Origin of the sequence: Pseudomonas sp. St316, from assembly GCF_018325905.1 — a bacterium.
GTDB lineage: Bacteria > Pseudomonadota > Gammaproteobacteria > Pseudomonadales > Pseudomonadaceae > Aquipseudomonas.
This window is the reverse complement of the sequence record NZ_AP021901.1, coordinates 1,216,021-1,233,925: the sequence shown is the minus strand read 5'-3', so window position 1 is coordinate 1,233,925 and position 17,905 is coordinate 1,216,021. Positions and strand designations below refer to the sequence as shown.

Annotated in this window: 14 protein-coding genes; 9 read left to right on the top strand and 5 right to left on the bottom strand. The window is 63.0% G+C overall.

Annotated features, from left to right (window positions below):
• The first annotated feature begins 149 nt into the window (after positions 1-149).
• The 6 genes from KI237_RS05465 to KI237_RS05440 all read left to right on the top strand — a co-directional run bounded on the left by KI237_RS05465 (position 150) and on the right by KI237_RS05440 (position 6,736).
• A complete protein-coding gene (locus tag KI237_RS05465; protein WP_212799106.1) occupies positions 150-1,715 on the top strand; it encodes an MBOAT family O-acyltransferase in 1,566 nt (521 codons plus the stop codon).
• Positions 1,716-1,726: 11 nt separating this feature from the next.
• Positions 1,727-2,902, top strand: a complete 1,176-nt coding sequence (locus KI237_RS05460; protein ID WP_212799105.1) for an alginate O-acetyltransferase — start codon at positions 1,727-1,729, stop codon at positions 2,900-2,902.
• A gap of 14 nt (positions 2,903-2,916) precedes the next feature.
• Positions 2,917-3,582 carry an alginate O-acetyltransferase AlgF gene (locus tag KI237_RS05455; protein WP_212799104.1) on the top strand — a complete coding sequence of 222 codons (666 nt, stop codon included), beginning with the start codon at positions 2,917-2,919 and terminating at the stop codon, positions 3,580-3,582.
• A gap of 217 nt (positions 3,583-3,799) precedes the next feature.
• The gene (locus tag KI237_RS05450; protein ID WP_212799103.1) at positions 3,800-5,251 is read left to right on the top strand and encodes a mannose-1-phosphate guanylyltransferase/mannose-6-phosphate isomerase; all 1,452 of its coding nucleotides are present in this window, start codon (positions 3,800-3,802) and stop codon (positions 5,249-5,251) included.
• A 160-nt stretch (positions 5,252-5,411) separates the two neighbouring features.
• The gene (locus KI237_RS05445; RefSeq protein WP_212799102.1) at positions 5,412-5,876 is read left to right on the top strand and encodes a multidrug transporter; all 465 of its coding nucleotides are present in this window, start codon (positions 5,412-5,414) and stop codon (positions 5,874-5,876) included.
• Between the two features lie 35 nt (positions 5,877-5,911).
• A complete protein-coding gene (locus KI237_RS05440; protein ID WP_212799101.1) occupies positions 5,912-6,736 on the top strand; it encodes an SDR family oxidoreductase in 825 nt (274 codons plus the stop codon).
• 389 nt (positions 6,737-7,125) lie between these two features.
• Here the strand turns inward: KI237_RS05440 and KI237_RS05435 are convergent, their stop codons facing one another.
• The 4 genes from KI237_RS05435 to KI237_RS05420 are packed head-to-tail and all read right to left on the bottom strand — an operon-like array spanning position 7,126 to position 11,877.
• The gene (locus KI237_RS05435; RefSeq protein ID WP_212799100.1) at positions 7,126-7,980 is read right to left on the bottom strand and encodes an efflux RND transporter periplasmic adaptor subunit; all 855 of its coding nucleotides are present in this window, start codon (positions 7,978-7,980) and stop codon (positions 7,126-7,128) included.
• Positions 7,981-7,990: 10 nt separating this feature from the next.
• Positions 7,991-8,191 carry a DUF1656 domain-containing protein gene (locus tag KI237_RS05430; protein ID WP_212799099.1) on the bottom strand — a complete coding sequence of 67 codons (201 nt, stop codon included), beginning with the start codon at positions 8,189-8,191 and terminating at the stop codon, positions 7,991-7,993.
• Positions 8,181-10,397 carry an FUSC family protein gene (locus KI237_RS05425; protein ID WP_212800559.1) on the bottom strand — a complete coding sequence of 739 codons (2,217 nt, stop codon included), beginning with the start codon at positions 10,395-10,397 and terminating at the stop codon, positions 8,181-8,183. The genes KI237_RS05430 and KI237_RS05425 overlap by 11 nt, the downstream gene beginning before the upstream one ends.
• 7 nt (positions 10,398-10,404) lie before the next feature.
• On the bottom strand, positions 10,405-11,877 hold the full coding sequence (locus tag KI237_RS05420) for an efflux transporter outer membrane subunit (protein WP_212799098.1): 1,473 nt from the start codon (positions 11,875-11,877) through the stop codon (positions 10,405-10,407).
• A gap of 258 nt (positions 11,878-12,135) precedes the next feature.
• Between KI237_RS05420 and KI237_RS05415 the strand changes: the two genes are divergently transcribed.
• Positions 12,136-13,104, top strand: a complete 969-nt coding sequence (locus tag KI237_RS05415) for a LysR family transcriptional regulator (RefSeq protein ID WP_212799097.1) — start codon at positions 12,136-12,138, stop codon at positions 13,102-13,104.
• Positions 13,105-13,131: 27 nt separating this feature from the next.
• Here KI237_RS05415 and KI237_RS05410 read toward each other — a convergent pair whose 3' ends face one another.
• Complete coding sequence (locus tag KI237_RS05410) at positions 13,132-13,389, bottom strand: hypothetical protein (protein WP_018606117.1); 258 nt, start codon at positions 13,387-13,389, stop codon at positions 13,132-13,134.
• Between the two features lie 236 nt (positions 13,390-13,625).
• On the opposite strand from KI237_RS05410, the gene KI237_RS05405 reads away from it, so the two are divergent.
• Positions 13,626-14,783, top strand: a complete 1,158-nt coding sequence (locus tag KI237_RS05405; RefSeq protein ID WP_212799096.1) for an efflux RND transporter periplasmic adaptor subunit — start codon at positions 13,626-13,628, stop codon at positions 14,781-14,783.
• Positions 14,780-17,896 carry a multidrug efflux RND transporter permease subunit gene (locus KI237_RS05400; RefSeq protein WP_212799095.1) on the top strand — a complete coding sequence of 1,039 codons (3,117 nt, stop codon included), beginning with the start codon at positions 14,780-14,782 and terminating at the stop codon, positions 17,894-17,896. Before KI237_RS05405 ends, KI237_RS05400 begins: the two co-directional genes overlap by 4 nt.
• Positions 17,897-17,905: the final 9 nt, after the last annotated feature.

The window sequence follows — 17,905 nt, the reverse complement described above, 5'->3', positions numbered from 1 at the left end:
CACTGAATGAACCGCATCATCGTTCATCGCGGGCAAGCCTAGCTCCCACAGTAATCACGGCGACTGAAATGCAATAAGACTCCCCGGTTTTCACGGGGGGTTTGGGGGGCTCTGGCCCTTGACTGTTGATTCAACAAGGAGAGATCGGGATGGTATTTTCATCCAACGTGTTCCTGTTCCTGTTCCTGCCGATCTTTCTCGGCTTGTACTACTTGAGCGGGCAACGCTATCGCAACCTGCTGCTGCTGATCGCCAGCTATGTGTTCTATGCCTGGTGGCGGGTGGACTTCCTGGCGCTGTTCGCCGGCGTGACCCTGTGGAACTACTGGATCGGCCTGAAAGTCGGCGCAGCCGGCGTGCGCACCAAACCGGCCCAGCGCTGGCTGTTGCTCGGCGTGGGCGTGGACTTGGCCATCCTGGGCTATTTCAAGTACGCCAACTTCGGCGTGGACAGCCTCAACGCAATCATCACCGGCTTCGGTCTCAACCCGTTCATCCTGACCCACGTGCTGTTGCCGATCGGGATCTCGTTCTACATCTTCGAGTCCATCAGCTACATCATCGATGTCTATCGTGGTGACACGCCGGCAACTCGCAACCTGATCGACTTCGCAGCGTTCGTGGCGATTTTCCCGCACCTGATCGCCGGCCCTGTATTGCGTTTCCGCGACCTGGCCGACCAGTTCAACAATCGCACCCACACCCTGGACAAGTTCTCCGAAGGCTGCACCCGCTTCATGCAGGGCTTCATCAAGAAAGTGTTCATCGCCGACACCCTGGCGGTGGTGGCCGACCATTGCTTCGCCCTGCAGAACCCGACCACGGGCGATGCCTGGCTTGGCGCGCTGGCCTACACCGCGCAGCTGTACTTCGACTTCTCCGGCTACAGCGACATGGCCATCGGCCTGGGCCTGATGATGGGTTTCCGCTTCATGGAAAACTTCAAGCAGCCCTACATCAGCCAGTCGATCACCGAGTTCTGGCGCCGCTGGCACATCAGCCTGTCCACCTGGCTGCGCGACTACCTCTACATCACCCTGGGCGGTAACCGCAAAGGCACGTTGATGACCTATCGCAACCTGTTCCTGACCATGCTGCTCGGTGGCCTGTGGCATGGCGCGAACATCACCTACGTGATCTGGGGCGCCTGGCACGGCATGTGGCTGGCCATCGAAAAAGCGGTGGGCATCAACACCACGCCACGCAGCATCAATCCGATCCGCTGGGCGCTGACCTTCCTGCTGGTGGTCATGGGTTGGGTGATTTTCCGTGCCGAGAACCTGCACGTGGCTGCTCGCATGTACGGCGCCATGTTCAGCTTCGGCGACTGGTCGCTGTCGGAACTGACCCGCGCCAACCTCACCGGCCTGCAGATCGCCACGCTGGTGGTGGCCTACATCACCCTCGCCTTCTTCGGCCTGCGGGACTTCTACACCAACCGTCCGCCGGTCAAGACCAAGCCTGAGGTCAATACCGAGGCCAACGGCCCGGCCACCGCGCAACCGGGGATGATCAAAGCCGTGCCAGGTGAAAATCCGACGAATATCCATGAACCTGGCTACACCGTTGGCGTCGAAGCCCAGGTGCAACCGGCCTACTGGACCGTGGACTGGTCACGCTACGTGATGCGCGCCCTGGTGCTGCTGCTGTTCATCGCCTCGATTCTAAAACTCTCGGCGCAAAGCTTCTCGCCGTTCCTTTACTTCCAGTTCTGAGGGATCTGAACATGACCCGCTCATTACGCATCTTCTACGTCGCACTGTTCATGCTGATCCTGATAGCCCTGGGCCTGTGGTCGATGCGCAGCTTCTTCGGCTTCAGCACTAACCCCGACGCCACCGTGCTCAACGGGCGCTGGACCAAGGCCGTGGAAACGCACTACGACGACGAGTTCCCGATCAAGCGCCTGGGCACCAACATCTGGGCCGCGCTGGACTACAAGCTGTTCAACGAAGGCCGCAAAGGCGTGGTCCTGGGCCGCGACCAGTGGCTGTACAGCGACGAAGAGTTCAACCCGATCGTCAACGAAGAACTGAACCTGCAAGGCAACTACGCCCTGGTCGAGGGCGTGCGCCAGAAGCTCAAGGAACAAGGCGTGACCCTGGTCATGGCGATCGTGCCGGCCAAGGCGCGGCTGTACCCTGAGCACCTGGGCGAAGTGAAGCCGTCGAGCATTCACGCCAACCTTTACCAGGATTTCCACGCCCGTGTGGCGGCGGACAAGATCATCGCCCCTGACTTGCTCGGTCCACTGCAACAGGCCAAGCAAAGCGGCCAGCAAGTGTTCCTGCGCACCGACACCCACTGGACCCCGGAAGGTGCCCAGGTCGCTGCCGAGAACTTGGCCAAGGCCATTGCCGAACGTGCGCCGCTCAACGGTGAGCCACAACGCTTCGTCACCGAACCTGCGGAAAAAATCACCCACAAGGGCGACCTGCGCCAGTTCCTGCCCCTGGACCCGCTGTTCGAAAACCTGATGCCGGCCCAGGAACCGCTGGTCAAGCGCAACACCCGCGAAGCCGACGACCAGCCAGCCGGCGACGATGCACTGTTCGCCGACGCCCAGGTGCCGGTGGCCCTGATCGGCACCAGCTACAGCGCCAACCCCAACTGGAACTTCGTCGGTGCACTCAAGCAAGCCCTGCACAGCGACGTCGTGAACTACGCCGAAGACGGCCACGGCCCGATTCTGCCGATGCTCAGCTACCTCAAGAGCGACGCCTTCAAGAACAGCCCGCCACAGGTGCTGATCTGGGAGTTCCCTGAACGTTATCTGCCCGTGAACAACGAAATCGGCGACGCCGACCCACAGTGGGTCGCAGAGCTCAAACAAGCCGGTGCGCGTCAACAGAACGTAGCCGCCAACACCCCATCCGAGACGCCCGACCGGGCGCAAAACTGAAAGAGAGGTCCACCATGACTTTCAACACTACTCCTCGCCGTCTCGCTGCTCGCTCCTTCAAGGCCGTTGCCCTCGTCGCCAGCATGAGCGCCCTTTCCCTCTCCGCCTTTGCCGGTGACTCGGCCCTGTACGGCCCGGTCGCGCCAAAAGGCTCGAGCTTCGTGCGGGTCTATAACGCCGCCAATGCCGAAGTCAGCGCCACCGTCGGCAGCACCAACATCAGCGACGTAGCCCCCTTGGCCAGCAGCGACTTCAGCTTCATGCCCGGTGGCGACTACAGCGCCAAGGTCGGCAGCCAGACCGTACCGGTGAAACTGGCCTCCGATCACTATTACACCCTGGTCAACAACGCCAGCGGCCAACCTCAACTGATCGAAGAACCGCCGTTCAAGAACAAGCAGAAGTCCCTGGTCCGCGTGCAGAACCTCAGCGACAAGGCACTGACCCTCAAGACCGCCGACGGCAAGACCGAAGTGGTGCCGAACGTGGCCGCCAAGGGCCGTGGCGAACGTGAGATCAACCCGGTGAAAGTGTCCCTGGCCCTGTTCGACGGCGACAAGAAAGTCGGCGACCTCAAGCCCGTGGCCCTGGAGCGCGGCGAAGCGGCCGTGCTGTACGTCACTGGCTCCGGAAGCAGCTTGTCGCCGGTCTGGGTAAAGCGTCCAGTGTCGACACGCTGATGGATTCGCCTGATTGACGCTGTACCCCTGGGGGAGCGAGCTTGCTCGCGATTGCGGTACGACATCCAGCATGGATGTCGACTGACACTCGGTCATCGCGAGCAAGCTCGCTCCCACACTGGACACTGGCGTCATTCAGGCACGGAACAAAAACAAGAGAGTGAAACGACAGAACGCAGTAGCTCTAACAACCATTTCGCTTCAAGGAGTAACAAACATGATTCCGGTGATCTTGTCAGGTGGTAGTGGCTCACGTCTTTGGCCGCTTTCGCGCAAGCAATTCCCTAAACAGTTCCTGGCCCTGACCGGTGAACACACCCTGTTCCAGCAGACCCTCGAGCGCCTGGTGTTCGAAGGCATGGACACGCCGATCGTGGTCTGCAACAAAGACCACCGTTTCATCGTCAACGAGCAGTTGAGCAACCGTAAGCTCGAAGCCCAGCGCATCCTGATGGAACCGTTCGGGCGTAACACCGCGCCGGCCGTGGCGCTGACCGCGATGATGCTGGTCAACGAAGGCCGCGACGAGTTGATGCTGGTACTGCCGGCCGACCACGTGATCGATGACCAGAAAGCCCTGCAACGCGCCCTGGCCCTGGCCACCGTGGCCGCCGAGCGTGGCGAAATGGTGCTGTTCGGTGTACCGGCGACCAAACCGGAAACCGGCTACGGCTACATCAAATCGACCAACGACGCGCTGCTGCCTGAAGGCGTGAGCCGCGTTTCGCACTTCGTCGAAAAACCCGACGTCAAGCGTGCCACCGAGTTCGTCGAGGCCGGCGGTTACTTCTGGAACAGCGGCATGTTCCTGTTCCGCGCCAGCCGTTTCCTCGAAGAGCTGAAAAAGCACGATCCGGACATCTACGACACCTGCCTGCTGACCCTGGAGCGCAGTGAGCAGACCGCCGACACCATCACGCTCGACGAAGCCACCTTCGCCTGCTGCCCGGACAACTCCATCGACTACGCCGTGATGGAAAAAACCCAGCGCGCCTGCGTGGTCCCACTGTCGGCGGGTTGGAGCGATGTCGGCTGCTGGTCGTCGCTGTGGGAAGTCAATCCCAAGGATGCCAACGGCAACGTCACCAAAGGCGACGTGGTGGTCCAGGACAGCCGCAACTGCATGATCCACGGCAACGGCAAGCTGGTGTCGGTGATCGGCCTGGACAACATCGTGGTGGTCGAAACCAAGGACGCCATGATGATCGCCCACAAGGACAAGGTCCAAGGCGTCAAGCAGATGGTCAACACCCTCAACGCCCAGGGTCGCACCGAGACCCAGAACCACTGCGAGGTCTATCGTCCGTGGGGTTCCTATGACTCGGTGGACATGGGCGGTCGTTTCCAGGTCAAGCACATCTCGGTCAAGCCGGGCGCGTGCCTGTCGCTGCAGATGCACCACCACCGTGCCGAACACTGGATCGTGGTCAGCGGCACCGCCGAAGTGACCTGCGACGAGAACGTGTTCCTGCTCTGCGAAAACCAGTCGACCTACATCCCGATCGCGTCGGTCCACCGTCTGCGCAACCCGGGCAAGATCCCACTGGAAATCATCGAAGTGCAGTCCGGCAGCTACCTGGGCGAAGACGACATCGAGCGTTTCGAAGACATCTATGGTCGTTCCACCCCGGTCGAACGCGGCGTGTCGGTGAAGACCATCGCGCAGTAACCCCTCGTAAAAGAGAAGCCCCCGTCCAGCCCACTGCGTCCCCTATCCGCAGTGGGTTGGGTGGGGGCTTTTTTTTGCCGCGCGCGATGAGCGTTATCATCGCTTCAACACTGACCGCTCCCTTCGGTAGGATGGGCCTACGGTATCGGAGGCTTCCACCATGTTTATCGGCGTCTTGCTGGTCATTACCTGGCTCATCCTGCTGTTGCGCTACCCGGCCAAGGCCTTGCCGGTGTCTTTGGCGGCGTTCATCGGCCTGGGGCTGGTGGCGGCGTGGGTGCTCTGGCAGGAAAACCGCGAGACCCGGCAATTGGAGCGCCTGGAAATGCGCATGGCCTATGCCCCCGGACAATGCCCCGCCGACCGGCCGCTGTCGCTGAACCTGAAAAACACCAATGACGTGCCGCTGATCGAATTGCGCTGGCGGGTCGCGGCCTATGCGCCTGGCGACACCATCAACCTGGCCGATACCCCCTACGACGCACCGCGCTACCGGGGCCCCGGCCAATTGCAGGCCGGCGCTGAGTGGCAAGACTGCCTGCCCCTGCCACCCCTGCGACCGGGTTATCGCCCGCAGACCCTGGAGTTTCGCGCCGAGCGATTGCACGGCAGCTTTTCCAACTGATTGCTCTCCCCCACTTTTTGCACAAGGAATGCGCTATGCCTGTTGCGCTGATTACCGGATGTTCCAGCGGCATTGGCCGCGCCCTCGCCGACGCCTTCAAGACGGCGGGCTATCAGGTCTGGGCCACGGCGCGCAAGGTTGAAGACGTAGCGACGCTCAGCGCCGCCGGGTTCACCGCCGTGCAACTGGACGTCAACGACGGCCAGGCCCTGGAACAACTCAACGAACGGATCAACCAGCAACATGGCGGCCTGGATGTGCTGATCAACAATGCCGGCTACGGCGCCATGGGCCCTCTCCTGGACGGCGGCGTACCGGCCATGCAGCGTCAGTTCGAAACCAATGTGTTCGCCATCGTCGGGGTCACCCGCGCGCTGTTCCCGGTATTGCGTCGGGCCAAGGGGCTGGTGGTGAACATCGGCAGCGTTTCCGGGGTGCTGGTCACGCCGTTTGCCGGGGCCTACTGCGCCTCGAAGGCCGCGGTGCATGCCTTGAGCGATGCCTTGCGCATGGAACTGGCGCCGTTCGGCATCCGTGTGATGGAGGTCCAACCCGGCGCCATCGCCTCCAGCTTCGCCAAGAATGCCGGCCATGAAGCCGAACAGCTGATCAGCGAACAATCGCCCTGGTGGCCCCTGCGCGACGGCATCCGCGCCCGGGCCAGGGCCTCCCAGGACAACCCGACCCCGGCCCCCGAATTCGCCGCCGGCCTGCTCAAGGCCGCACAACAACCCAAGCCCCCGCGCCTGCTGCGCCTGGGCAATGGCAGCCGAGCACTGCCTTTGATGGCAGGGTTGTTACCCAAGGGATTGCTGGAGAAGGGCTTGATGAAGCGGTTTGGGCTGGGCCGTTCGCTTTAAGGGTGCCCAATGTGGGAGCGAGCCTGCTCGCGAAGACGACGGCATTGCCAGCATCAAGGCCAACTGACCCACCGCTTTCGCGAGCAGGCTCGCTCCCACATGGCTCCTGCGTTGACCGCAGCATCCTCGATAACCCCCGCTCCCCTGTGGGAGCGAGCTTGCTCGCGATGACGGCAGCACAGCCAATATCTTCCCAGGCTGACCCACCGCTATCGCGAGCAAGCTCGCTCCCACATTGATCCTGCGTTGACCGCAGCATCCTCGATAACCCCCGCTGCCCTGTGGGAGCGAGCTTGCTCGCGATGACGGCAGCACAGCCAATATCTGCCCAGGCTGACCCACCGCTATCGCGAGCAAGCTCGCTCCCACATTGATCCTGCTTGGTCGCGCTACTGAGGCTCGACCACCACCGTACAGGTCATCCCCGCCGCCAGCAGCACGCCGTCCGGCACGTCATCGAGATGAATCCGCACCGGCACTCGCTGGGCCAGGCGCACCCAGTTGAAGGTCGGATTCACATCAGCGATCAACTCGCGACTTTGCGGGTTGTCCCGATCGTAGATACCACGGGAAATACTTTCCACATGCCCCTTGAGCATCTCACCGCTCATCAACTGCAACTGCGCTGAATCACCGACCCGCACCTTGGGCAATTTGGTTTCTTCGAAGAAGCCATAGACCCAGAACGAATTCATGTCCACCACGGCCATCTTCGCCTCGCCGATGCGGGCGTAGTCGCCACGGTGCACATTGAGGTTGGTGACGTAGCCATCCACCGCCGCGCGAACTTCGGTGCGCGCCAGGTTCAGCTCGGCGGCTTCCAACTGCGCCTGGGCCTGCTGGTAATCGGCCAGGGCCGAGTCGGCGATGTTGCTGGCGTCGTCGCGGTTTTCCCGGGAGATCACCAGGCTGTCCAGGTCGGCACGCCGATGGGCGTTGACCTTGCGCATCTCCCACGTGGCTTTGCGCGACGCCACCAGGGAGCGAGCCTGCTTCACGGCGATGCGGTAATGTTCAGGATCGATGCGCATCAACAGCTCACCCTTTTTTACCGACTGGTTGTCGCGCACCGGCACTTCGACCACCTCGCCGCTGACATCGGCGGCCACGTTGATGATGTCGGCCCGCACCCGCCCATCACGGGTCCAGGGGGTGTTCATGTAATGCACCCACAGGGTACGGCCGATCCACAGCGCCAGGGCCAGCACCAACAGTGTCGCCAGCAGGCTGAAAAACTTTTTCATCGCATCGATCTCAACGGTAGACCGTCAGCGCCAGGGCGCCGAACAGACAAGAAAACAGACTCAGGCGCAGCAACGCCGGGTGCCAGAAGAAGCGGTACAGGTCCAGCCCCGACAGGAAGCGGTCCAAGGCCCAGGCCAGGGCCGCGGCGATGAAAAACATCAAGGTCATGGTGGGCATGTACACACCATGGAAGGCGATCTCACGGGGCATGTTCAGGTTCCTGGAGCAGCGGTGTGGCTGGCGGCAGGGCATGCGGTATGACATAGCCGGCCAATGGCGATTGCGGGTCCAGCAACGAGGTGCGGATGAAATGCAGGTAGCTTTTCACCCGGCGCAGGGCCGAGGTGTCGAAATGCGGGGCGAAGGGTTCGTCAGTGGCCTGCACGCGGCCGATGGCGTGGTCCACCGCCACCAGGGCACGCTCCAGATTGCTCTGGCTCGGTTGGCGGAACAGCCGCACCAGCGCCCGCCCCATCACACGAATGGCCTGGCGCCACGGCTGGCTTTGCGCATAAGCCGGATGCACCGGCAACATCGCCTGTTCCTTGCGCAGCTCGATAATCGCGTGGCCGACCTCCAGCACCACGAACATCCAGCGCAGCAAGTCCCGTTGCACCCGAGGCTGCCCCGCTGCCAGCCCGTAGGCCTGATGCAGCAAGTCGCGGGTACCACTTTCGAAGCTCGACGCCAGGCCCTTGAGCTTGCCACTGATGGCAAACACCACTTGCTCGCGCAAATCCTGTTCGAGCCGGCGCCACAACCAGCGACTGTTGGGCGGCAGAATGATTGCCCCGGCCGCGGCACACACCAGCATGCCGAGAATCATCGCGAGGTAATCGTTGATGAAAGCGTAGGGGTTGTAGACCGTCAGGTTGTCCGGCACCGAACCGGTGCTGAAAAAGATCAGCAGACCCAGCCCTACCCCGGCGTATTTCGGTCGCGAGCTGAGGAACGAACCGAGCATGATCACCGGCGCCAGCATCACGCAGAGCAACGGGAAGCCGTCGATCAACGGGAAGATGAAGAACATCTCGACAAAGCCGATCAGCGCCCCGAACAACGTGCCGCAGGCCATCTGGAACGCCATGCGCTTGGGGTTCGGCGTCGCGGCCGACAAGCCCACGGTGGCGGCGGCGATCATCGTCATGGTCGCGCCGCTCGGCCAAGCCGTAGCGACCCAGTAGCTGCCCAGCACCAACAGGATGAAGGCGGCACGAATACCCGATGCCATGGCGGCCAGCCAGTTGGTCTGCGGCACGAACGGCTCGTCCCAGCGTTCACGTTCGTGGCGATGATCAGCCAGGGAGGCGTGAGTCAGGGCATAGCCGTGCAAGTCGTCGACGAAGCGATAAAGCAGCTCGTAGGCGGTATGGAAGTCCAGTTGCTGCCCATCACTGGGCGCCGTTTCCTGGAACAACGCCCGTAGCCTTCGCACCTGGGCCGACAGCTCGGCCTTGTACTCGGCCAGCGCCGCCGCCAGACGGGCCGCATCGGCGTCGGTCAGGGCGCGGCCACTGAAACCGTCGAGCAGTTCAGCCAAGGTTTGCAAGCCTGGCTTGATGGCGTTGACCACGTGATCCGCCGCGCTGCTGCGCAAGCGCTCCAGCAATTGGTGCAAAGCGTTGAAGCGGGTGGTGATGCCCATGAATTCGCTGTTCAAGCGACTGAGCCGGCCGTTGCGCCGACGCATGTGCGGGTCTTCGAACACGGTCACGCTGCGCAGGCTTTCCAGGCCCACCGCCTCGGCAATGAAGCCCACGTTGCGCGCTTCGAAGGTCTCCCGCTTGCTGCGCCCACGCAGGCCATCGGTGACAAACAGGGCAAATACCCCAAAACGTTGGTACAAGGCATTGCGCATGGCGGCACTGGCGGTTTGCGGCAGGATCGCGGCGCTGACCAGGGTGGCGCAGAGAATCCCCAGGGAAATCTCCAGCACGCGCCAGACCGCCGCCATGAACGCGCCTTCCGGATGGGCCAGGGCCGGCAGGCCGATCATCGCAGCGGTGTAGCCGGCCAGCACAAAACCATAGGCGCGGAAGTTGCGATAACGCGCCGCCCCTGCCGAACAGAAGCCAACCCAGACCGCCAGGCAAACGAGGAATGGCTCGGTGTTCTGGGCAAACAAGGCGATCAGCGCCACCATCACCGCCGATCCGGCCAGGGTGCCGAGAAAGCGGTAGAAACTCTTGGCGAACACCTGCCCGCTCTGGGGCTGCATGACGATGAACACAGTGATCATGGCCGTGCGCGGTTGCGGCAGCTCAAGGCGCATCGCCAGCCACAAGGTCAGGAACGCCGCGAACAGGACCTTGAAGATATAGACCCAGGTCACCCCGTCGCTGCGGGCCCAGTCGAAGAAACCACGGCGCCATTCGAGGCGATAGAGCCAGCGGGCAGGAGCGAATAAAGACATCACAATAGAACTACTCAGCATGGCTCAAGTCGGGGGAGTCGTTGCCGGCTTCCAGCCCACCGCCCAGCGCTGTCACCAGGTCGGCGTGGGCACTCAAGCGAGCGGCCTCCACCTGTTGTTGCACCTGTTGCTGCTTGAACAACAGGCTCTGGGCATTGAGCACGTTGAGGTAGTCGGTGAGCCCGCGCTGGAACGCCACCAGCGCGATGTCGTAGGTGCGTTGCGCGGCCGCCACGGACTCGGCGGCGAAGGCGTCTTGCTTGTCCATGGATTCGCGACGGATCAACTGATCAGAGATGCTCTTGAGCGCGTTGAGCAGGGTCTGGTTGTAGTGCGCCACGGCGAGGTCATAACCGGCGGCCGCCTCGCCCAATTGCGAGCGCAGGCGCCCGCCATCGAAAATCGGCAACGTGATCGCCGGCCCGACGTTGTAGGTGAGCTTCTTGCCGGTGAGGAACTCCAGCATGCCGCCACCGGTGGCCATGTAGCCCAGGCTGCCCACCAGATCGACATTGGGATAAAAACCGGCGCGGGCGACGTCGATCCCTCGAGCCTGGGCTTGCACTTGCCAACGTCCCGCCACCACATCCGGGCGCTGGCCGAGCAGTTCGGCGGGCAAGGTCGACGGCAACTTCAAGGGCGCGCCGAGAGCCAGGGCCGGACGTTGCAATTGCGCGCCCTCTCCCGGCCCCTTGCCCGCCAGCGCCGCCAACTGATTGCGGCTCAAGGCGATGGCTTCGTCCAGGGCGTCGAGTTGGCGATGGGTCTCGGGCAATGGCGCTTGGGCCTGGCTGACTTCGAAATGGGTGCCGATGCCACCGTCCAGGCGCTTCTGCGCAAGGTCGAGAATCTGCTCTTGTTGATGGAGGGTTGCGGCGACGATATCGCGCTGGGCGTAGTGCAGTGAAAACTGGATGTAGGCGCGCACGATGTTGCTTTGCAGTTCCAGTTGCGCCTGGCGCGCCTCAGCGACACTGGCATGGGCCAGGTCAACCGCCCGTTCACTGGCATTGCGCTCGCGGCCCCACAGGTCCAGGGCGTAGCTCAAGCCCAGGGCGGCGTTGTTGTCCCAGGTCGTGGTGTCGGCCAACTCGCCCGGGCCATAGAACTGATCGGTGGGCCAGTTATGCCGCTTGAGGGTCGCCTCGCCATTGATCTGCAGCGACTCGGCGGCCTCGGCAACACCGGCCATGGCCTTGGCCTGGCGCACCCGCGCGGCGGCTATGGCCAGGCTCGGGCTGTCCTGCACGGCCAGGTTGATCCAGCGATCCAGTTGCCGATCGCCATAGGCTTGCCACCACTGGCGGGTGGGCCAGTGGGCGTCGCGGGCGGCCTCGCGGATGGCGGCATCGGTCGCCAGTTGGTTGGCCGGCAATACCTGGCTTTGCGGCCCAATCCCTCCAGTCCCGATGCAACCGCTGATGGTTAATGTCAGAACCCAAACACTGAGAGTCTTCAGCTCTCTGCTGATGCAACGCGGCACTTGCGCAAAATTCCTGAGAGGGGCATGACGACGAGGATGGCTGCCTGCTAACGGCAAACCTTGTGGGAGCGAGCTTGCTCCCACAGGTGCCCGCCAAGGCCCGCTCCTGCTTTGGCGGCAATTCTAGGCACCCGGCCGAACGGCGATAAGCCGACCTTTCTGTGAATCTTTGTTACCGTTAACGCGATAATCCATTAGTCGGGTCCCGCAGCTCTGTAACTTCGTGTCACAATTTGCCACCTCCCAAGAGAGCCCTCCATGGACACCTTGCAAAACATGCGCGCGTTCAGCTGTGTTGCCGAAGCCGGCAGTTTCACCGCCGCCGCTCAGCAACTCGACACCACCACAGCCAACGTCTCGCGTGCGGTTTCCAACCTGGAAGCCCATCTGCAAACCCGCCTGCTCAACCGCACCACTCGCCGCATTGCCCTGACCGAGGCAGGTAAACGCTACTTGTTGCGGTGCGAGCAGATCCTGGCTTATGTCGAAGAAGCGGAAGCCGAGGCCAGCGACGCCCATGCGCGCCCCGCCGGGCAGTTGAAGGTCCACACGATGACCGGCATCGGCCAGCATTTCGTGATCGACGCCATCGCCCGTTACCGCAAGACCCATCCGGATGTGACCTTCGACCTGACCCTGGCCAACCGGGTGCCGGACATCCTCGACGAGGGCTACGACGTCTCCATCGTGCTCGCCAGCGAGCTGCCGGATTCGGGCTTCGTCTCCCAGCGCCTGGGGATCACCTACAGCATCGTCTGCGCATCGCCTGCCTACGTGAAAGCCAGCGGCTGCCCGCAAAAACCCAGCGACCTGCTCAACCACGCCTGCCTGCGCCTGGTCAGCCCGGTCATTCCGCTGGAAAAATGGGTGTTCGACGGCCCGGAAGGCCAGGAGATGGTCACCATCAACAGCTCACCGTTCCTGGTCAATTCCGCCGATGCGATGAAAACCGCGATCACCAGCGGCATGGGCGTGGGGGTATTGCCGGTGTACGCGGCCATCGAAGGCTTGCGCAACGGCACGCTGGTGCGGGTCATGCCCAACTACCGCTCCCAGGAACTGAACCTCTATGCCATCTACCCGTCGCGTCAATACCTGGATGCGAAGATCAAGACCTGGGTCGAGTACCTGCGAGGCTCGTTGCCGGAAATCCTCGCGGCGCACCAGTCTGAGCTGGCGGCTTACGAATTGAGTGGAAGCCTGGCAGGCGCACGGGTCGCGAACTGAAGTCGCCCCCGTGCGTGAAGGATGATGTCAGCGCTTGCCCATCGAACGACGCGTGCCGGGAGGCGCGGCACCCGGGGTCTTGGTATGGCCATTCTTCGCGCCGTTCTTGTACCACGGCTGCTGGCCGGCGCCCTTGGCCGCAGCCAGTTCACCGGGTTTGAACGGGAATTTGAAGGCAGGAATCGCCGCTTTGGCGTCCTCGGCGCTGGAAACATCGCTGTCGGACAAATCGGCCTGTTCACCGCCAGGGAGTTCATCGGCTGGCGAAGGTGTCGGGGAAGTCATGTAAGGCTCCGGGTCATGCATGCAAGTCGGGCCCGAAGGGCGAGCCGCGAAAGGCGCCAGTATACCTGCCCGATATCGCCGCGCGCAGGGCAGTTTCATCTGGCACAACCATTCATCTGACAGCAAGCCGGGACAAAACTGACAAGCCTGTCAGTTAGCCGTCACCTTCCTGACCGGCTCGTAACGCTATATAAGAAAGCTCCAACTCCTGTGTCCCGAACCGGCCCTTCATATCCATGCACACCCAGAAGAAAACCGTCCTGCTCGTCGTGCTGTTGGTCGCCCTGGCGGCCCTCGTCCTCTGGTTTGTGCTCAAGCCCGTGACCACCAAGCCCAGCGCACCGGCCGCCGTTCCGGTGCGGGTCGTCAGCGTGGTGCAAAAGGATGTACCGCGCTTTGCCAGCGGCATCGGTACGGTCCTGTCGCTGCACAGCGTGGTCATCCGGCCGCAGATCGACGGCATCCTAACCCAACTGCAGGTCAAGGAAGGGCAACTGGTCAAGAAGGGTGACCTGCTGGCGACCATCGACGATCGTTCGATCCGCGCCAGCCTCGACCAGGCCCGGGCCCAACTCGGCGAGAGCCAGGCGCAGCTGGCGGTGGCCCAGGTCAATCTCAAGCGCTACAAATTACTGAGCGTCGATGACGGCGTCTCGAAGCAGACCTACGACCAGCAGCAGGCGCTGGTCAACCAGCTCAAGGCCACCGCCCAGGGCAACCAGGCGGCCATCGACTCGGCGCAGGTGCAACTGTCCTACACCCAGATCCGCTCCCCGGTGAGCGGTCGCGTCGGCATTCGCAATGTGGATGAAGGCAACTTCCTGCGTACCAGCGACACCGAAGGCCTGTTCACGGTGACCCAGATCGACCCGATCGCCGTGGAGTTCTCCCTGCCCCAGCAAATGCTGCCCACCTTGCAACGGTTGATCGCGGCGCCCGAGCAAGCCTTGGTCAAGGCCTATATCGGTGCCGACGGCGCCACCGGGGAACTGCTCGGCGAGGGGCGCCTGAGCCTCATCGACAACCAGATCAACGCCAACACCGGGACCCTGCGGGCCAAGGCTGAATTCAACAACGCCGCCCAACGGCTGTGGCCCGGGCAACTGGTGACACTGAAGATCCAGACCGCCCTCGACAAGGACGCCCTGGTGGTACCTCCCACCGTGGTCCAGCGCGGGCTGGAGCAACACTTCGTGTACCGGATCAAGGGCGACAAGGTCGAGAGCGTGCCGGTGGTCATGGTTTACCAGGACAGCGACATGCACATCATCAAAGGGGTGAACGCTGGCGACCAACTGGTGAGCGACGGTCAGTCACGGCTCAAGCCAGGCAGCCACATCCAGGTGCTCAGCGATCCGCCCGCCCTGGCCAAGACCTCGGAGCCGCAACCGTGAAGGGCCGCGGCTCGGTTTCGGCGTGGTGCATCGACCACCCCATCGCCACGGTGCTGCTGACGTTTGCCCTGGTACTGCTGGGCGTGATCGCGTTTCCTCGCCTGCCCGTCGCGCCGTTGCCGGAGGCGGAATTCCCGACCATCCAGGTTAACGCGCAGTTGCCTGGGGCCAGTCCCGAAACCATGGCCTCGTCGGTGGCGACGCCGCTGGAAGTGCAATTCAGCGCCATTCCCGGCATCACCCAGATGACCTCCAGCAGCGCCCTGGGCTCGACCAACCTGATCCTGCAATTCAGCCTCGATAAAAGCATCGACACCGCTGCCCAGGAAGTGCAGGCGGCGATCAACACCGCCGCCGGCAAACTGCCCAACGACATGCCGAACCTGCCGACCTGGCGCAAGGTCAACCCCGCCGACAGCCCGGTGCTGATCCTCAGCGTCAGCTCCTCCCTGATGCCCGGCACCGAGCTGAGCGACTATGTCGAAACCCTGCTCTCGCGTCAGATCAGCCAGATCGATGGCGTAGGACAAATCTACATCACCGGCCAGCAGCGTCCGGCGATCCGGGTCCAGGCCTCGGCTGACCGGCTCGCCGCCATCGGCCTGACCCTGGCGGACATCCGCCTGGCGCTCCAGCAGGCCAGCCTCAACCTGGCCAAGGGCGCCCTGTACGGCGATTCGAGCATTTCCACCCTGTCCACCAACGACCAGTTGTTCCAGCCTGAGGAGTACGGTGAGCTGATCGTGTCCTATAAGGACGGCGCGCCGGTTCACCTCAAGGACATCGCCAAGGTCGTCAACGGCTCGGAAAACGCCTACGTCCAGGCCTGGTCCGACAACGAGCCCGGGGTCAACCTGGTGATCTTCCGCCAACCAGGGGCGAACATCGTCGAGACCGTCGACCGCATCCAGGCAGCCCTGCCTACCCTGCAAGCCATGTTGCCGGCCGCGGTGCAGGTCAAGGTGCTGATCGACCGCACCCAGACCATCCGCGCCTCGCTGCATGAGGTGGAAATCACCTTGCTGATCGCGGTGCTGCTGGTGGTCGCGGTGATGGCGTTGTTCCTGCGCCAGCTCTCGGCGACCCTGATTGTCTCGGCGGTGCTGGGGGTGTCGCTGACCGCCAGTTTCGCCCTGATGTACGTGATGGGTTTCAGCCTGAACAACCTGACCCTGGTGGCGATCGTCATCTCGGTGGGGTTCGTGGTGGACGATGCGATTGTGGTGGTGGAGAACATCCACCGGCACCTGGAAGCCGGCGATGGCATGCGTGAAGCGGCGATGAAGGGAGCCGGCGAAATTGGCTTCACCGTGGTGTCCATCAGCTTCTCGCTGATCGCCGCGTTCATTCCACTGCTGTTCATGGGCGGTGTGGTCGGGCGCCTGTTCAAGGAATTTGCCCTGACCGCCACCTCGACCATCCTGATTTCAGTGGTGGTGTCGCTCACCTTGGCGCCGACCCTGGCCGCGCTGTTCATGCGCGCCCCGGTGCACCCTGCCCACGGCAGACCCGGGTTCGGCGAACGCCTGCTGAGCGGGTACGAGCACGGCCTGCGTCGGGCCCTGGCCCATCAGAAACTGATGATCGGCGTGTTCGGCCTGACACTGGCGCTGGCGGTGGTGGGCTACGTGTTCATCCCCAAGGGGTTCTTCCCGGTACAGGACACCGGCCTGATACTGGGCACCAGCGAAGCCGCCGCCGATGTGTCGTTCCCGGACATGGTCGCCAAGCACAAGGCCCTGGCCGAAATCGTCGCCGCCGACCCGGCGGTGCAGACCTTCTCCCATTCCGTCGGTGTCTCGGGCAACAACCAGACCATCGCCAACGGCCGCTTCTGGATCGCCCTCAAGCCCCGTGGCGAGCGTGACGTGTCGGCCAGCGGCTTCATCGACCGGATCCGCCCGCAATTGCTGAAAATCCCCGGCGTAGTGCTGTACCTCAGGGCCGGACAGGACATCAACCTCAGCTCCGGCCCCAGTCGCGCCCAATATCAATACGTGCTCAAGAGCAACGACGGGCCGAGCCTCAACGCCTGGACGCAAAAACTCACCGACAAGCTGCGTGGCAACCCGGCGTTCCGTGACATCTCCAACGACCTGCAACTGGGCGGCAGCATCACCCACATCAACATCGACCGCAGCGCGGCGGCACGTTTCGGCCTCACCGCCACCGATGTCGACCAGGCCCTGTATGATGCCTTCGGCCAACGGCAGATCAATGAATTCCAGACCGAGACCAACCAGTACAACGTGATCCTGGAGCTCGACACCGCGCAACGGGGCAAGGCCGAAAGCCTGGCGTATTTCTACCTGCGCTCGCCCCTGAGTGGGGAAATGGTGCCGCTCTCGGCCCTGGCCCGCTTCGATGCGCCGAGCAATGGCCCGTTGTCCATTGCCCATGACGGCATGTTCCCGGCTGCCAACCTGTCGTTCAACCTGGCGCCCGGCGTGGCCCTGGGGGACGCGGTGCTCTTGCTCGACCAGGCAAAGAACGAAATCGGCATGCCGGCCGCCATCACCGGCAACTTCCAAGGCGCGGCCCAGGCCTTCCAGAGCTCGCTGGCGAGCCAGCCATGGCTGATCCTCGCCGCGCTGGTGGCCGTGTACATCATCCTCGGCGTGCTCTACGAGAGTTTCGTGCACCCGTTGACGATCATCTCTACCCTGCCCTCGGCCGGCCTCGGCGCGCTGATCATGCTCTGGCTGCTGGGCCAGGACTTTTCGATCATGGCGCTGATCGGGCTGGTGTTGCTGATCGGGATCGTCAAGAAGAACGGCATCCTGATGATCGACTTTGCCCTCGACGCCCAACGCAACCAAGGCATGACGCCCCAGGAGGCGATTTTCCAGGCGTGCCTGACACGCTTCCGACCGATCATGATGACCACCCTGGCGGCCCTGCTCGGTGCCTTGCCGCTGATGCTCGGCTATGGCCCCGGCGCAGAGCTGCGCCAGCCCCTGGGTATCGCGGTGGTGGGCGGCCTGCTGGTGAGCCAGGCGCTGACGCTGTTCACCACACCGGTCATATACTTGTGGCTGGAGCGACTGTTCCATCGGCCCACCCATCAGCCAGGGTCGGCGCCGACGGCGGCGCTGGCGAGCACAGACCACTGAGGCAGGGCC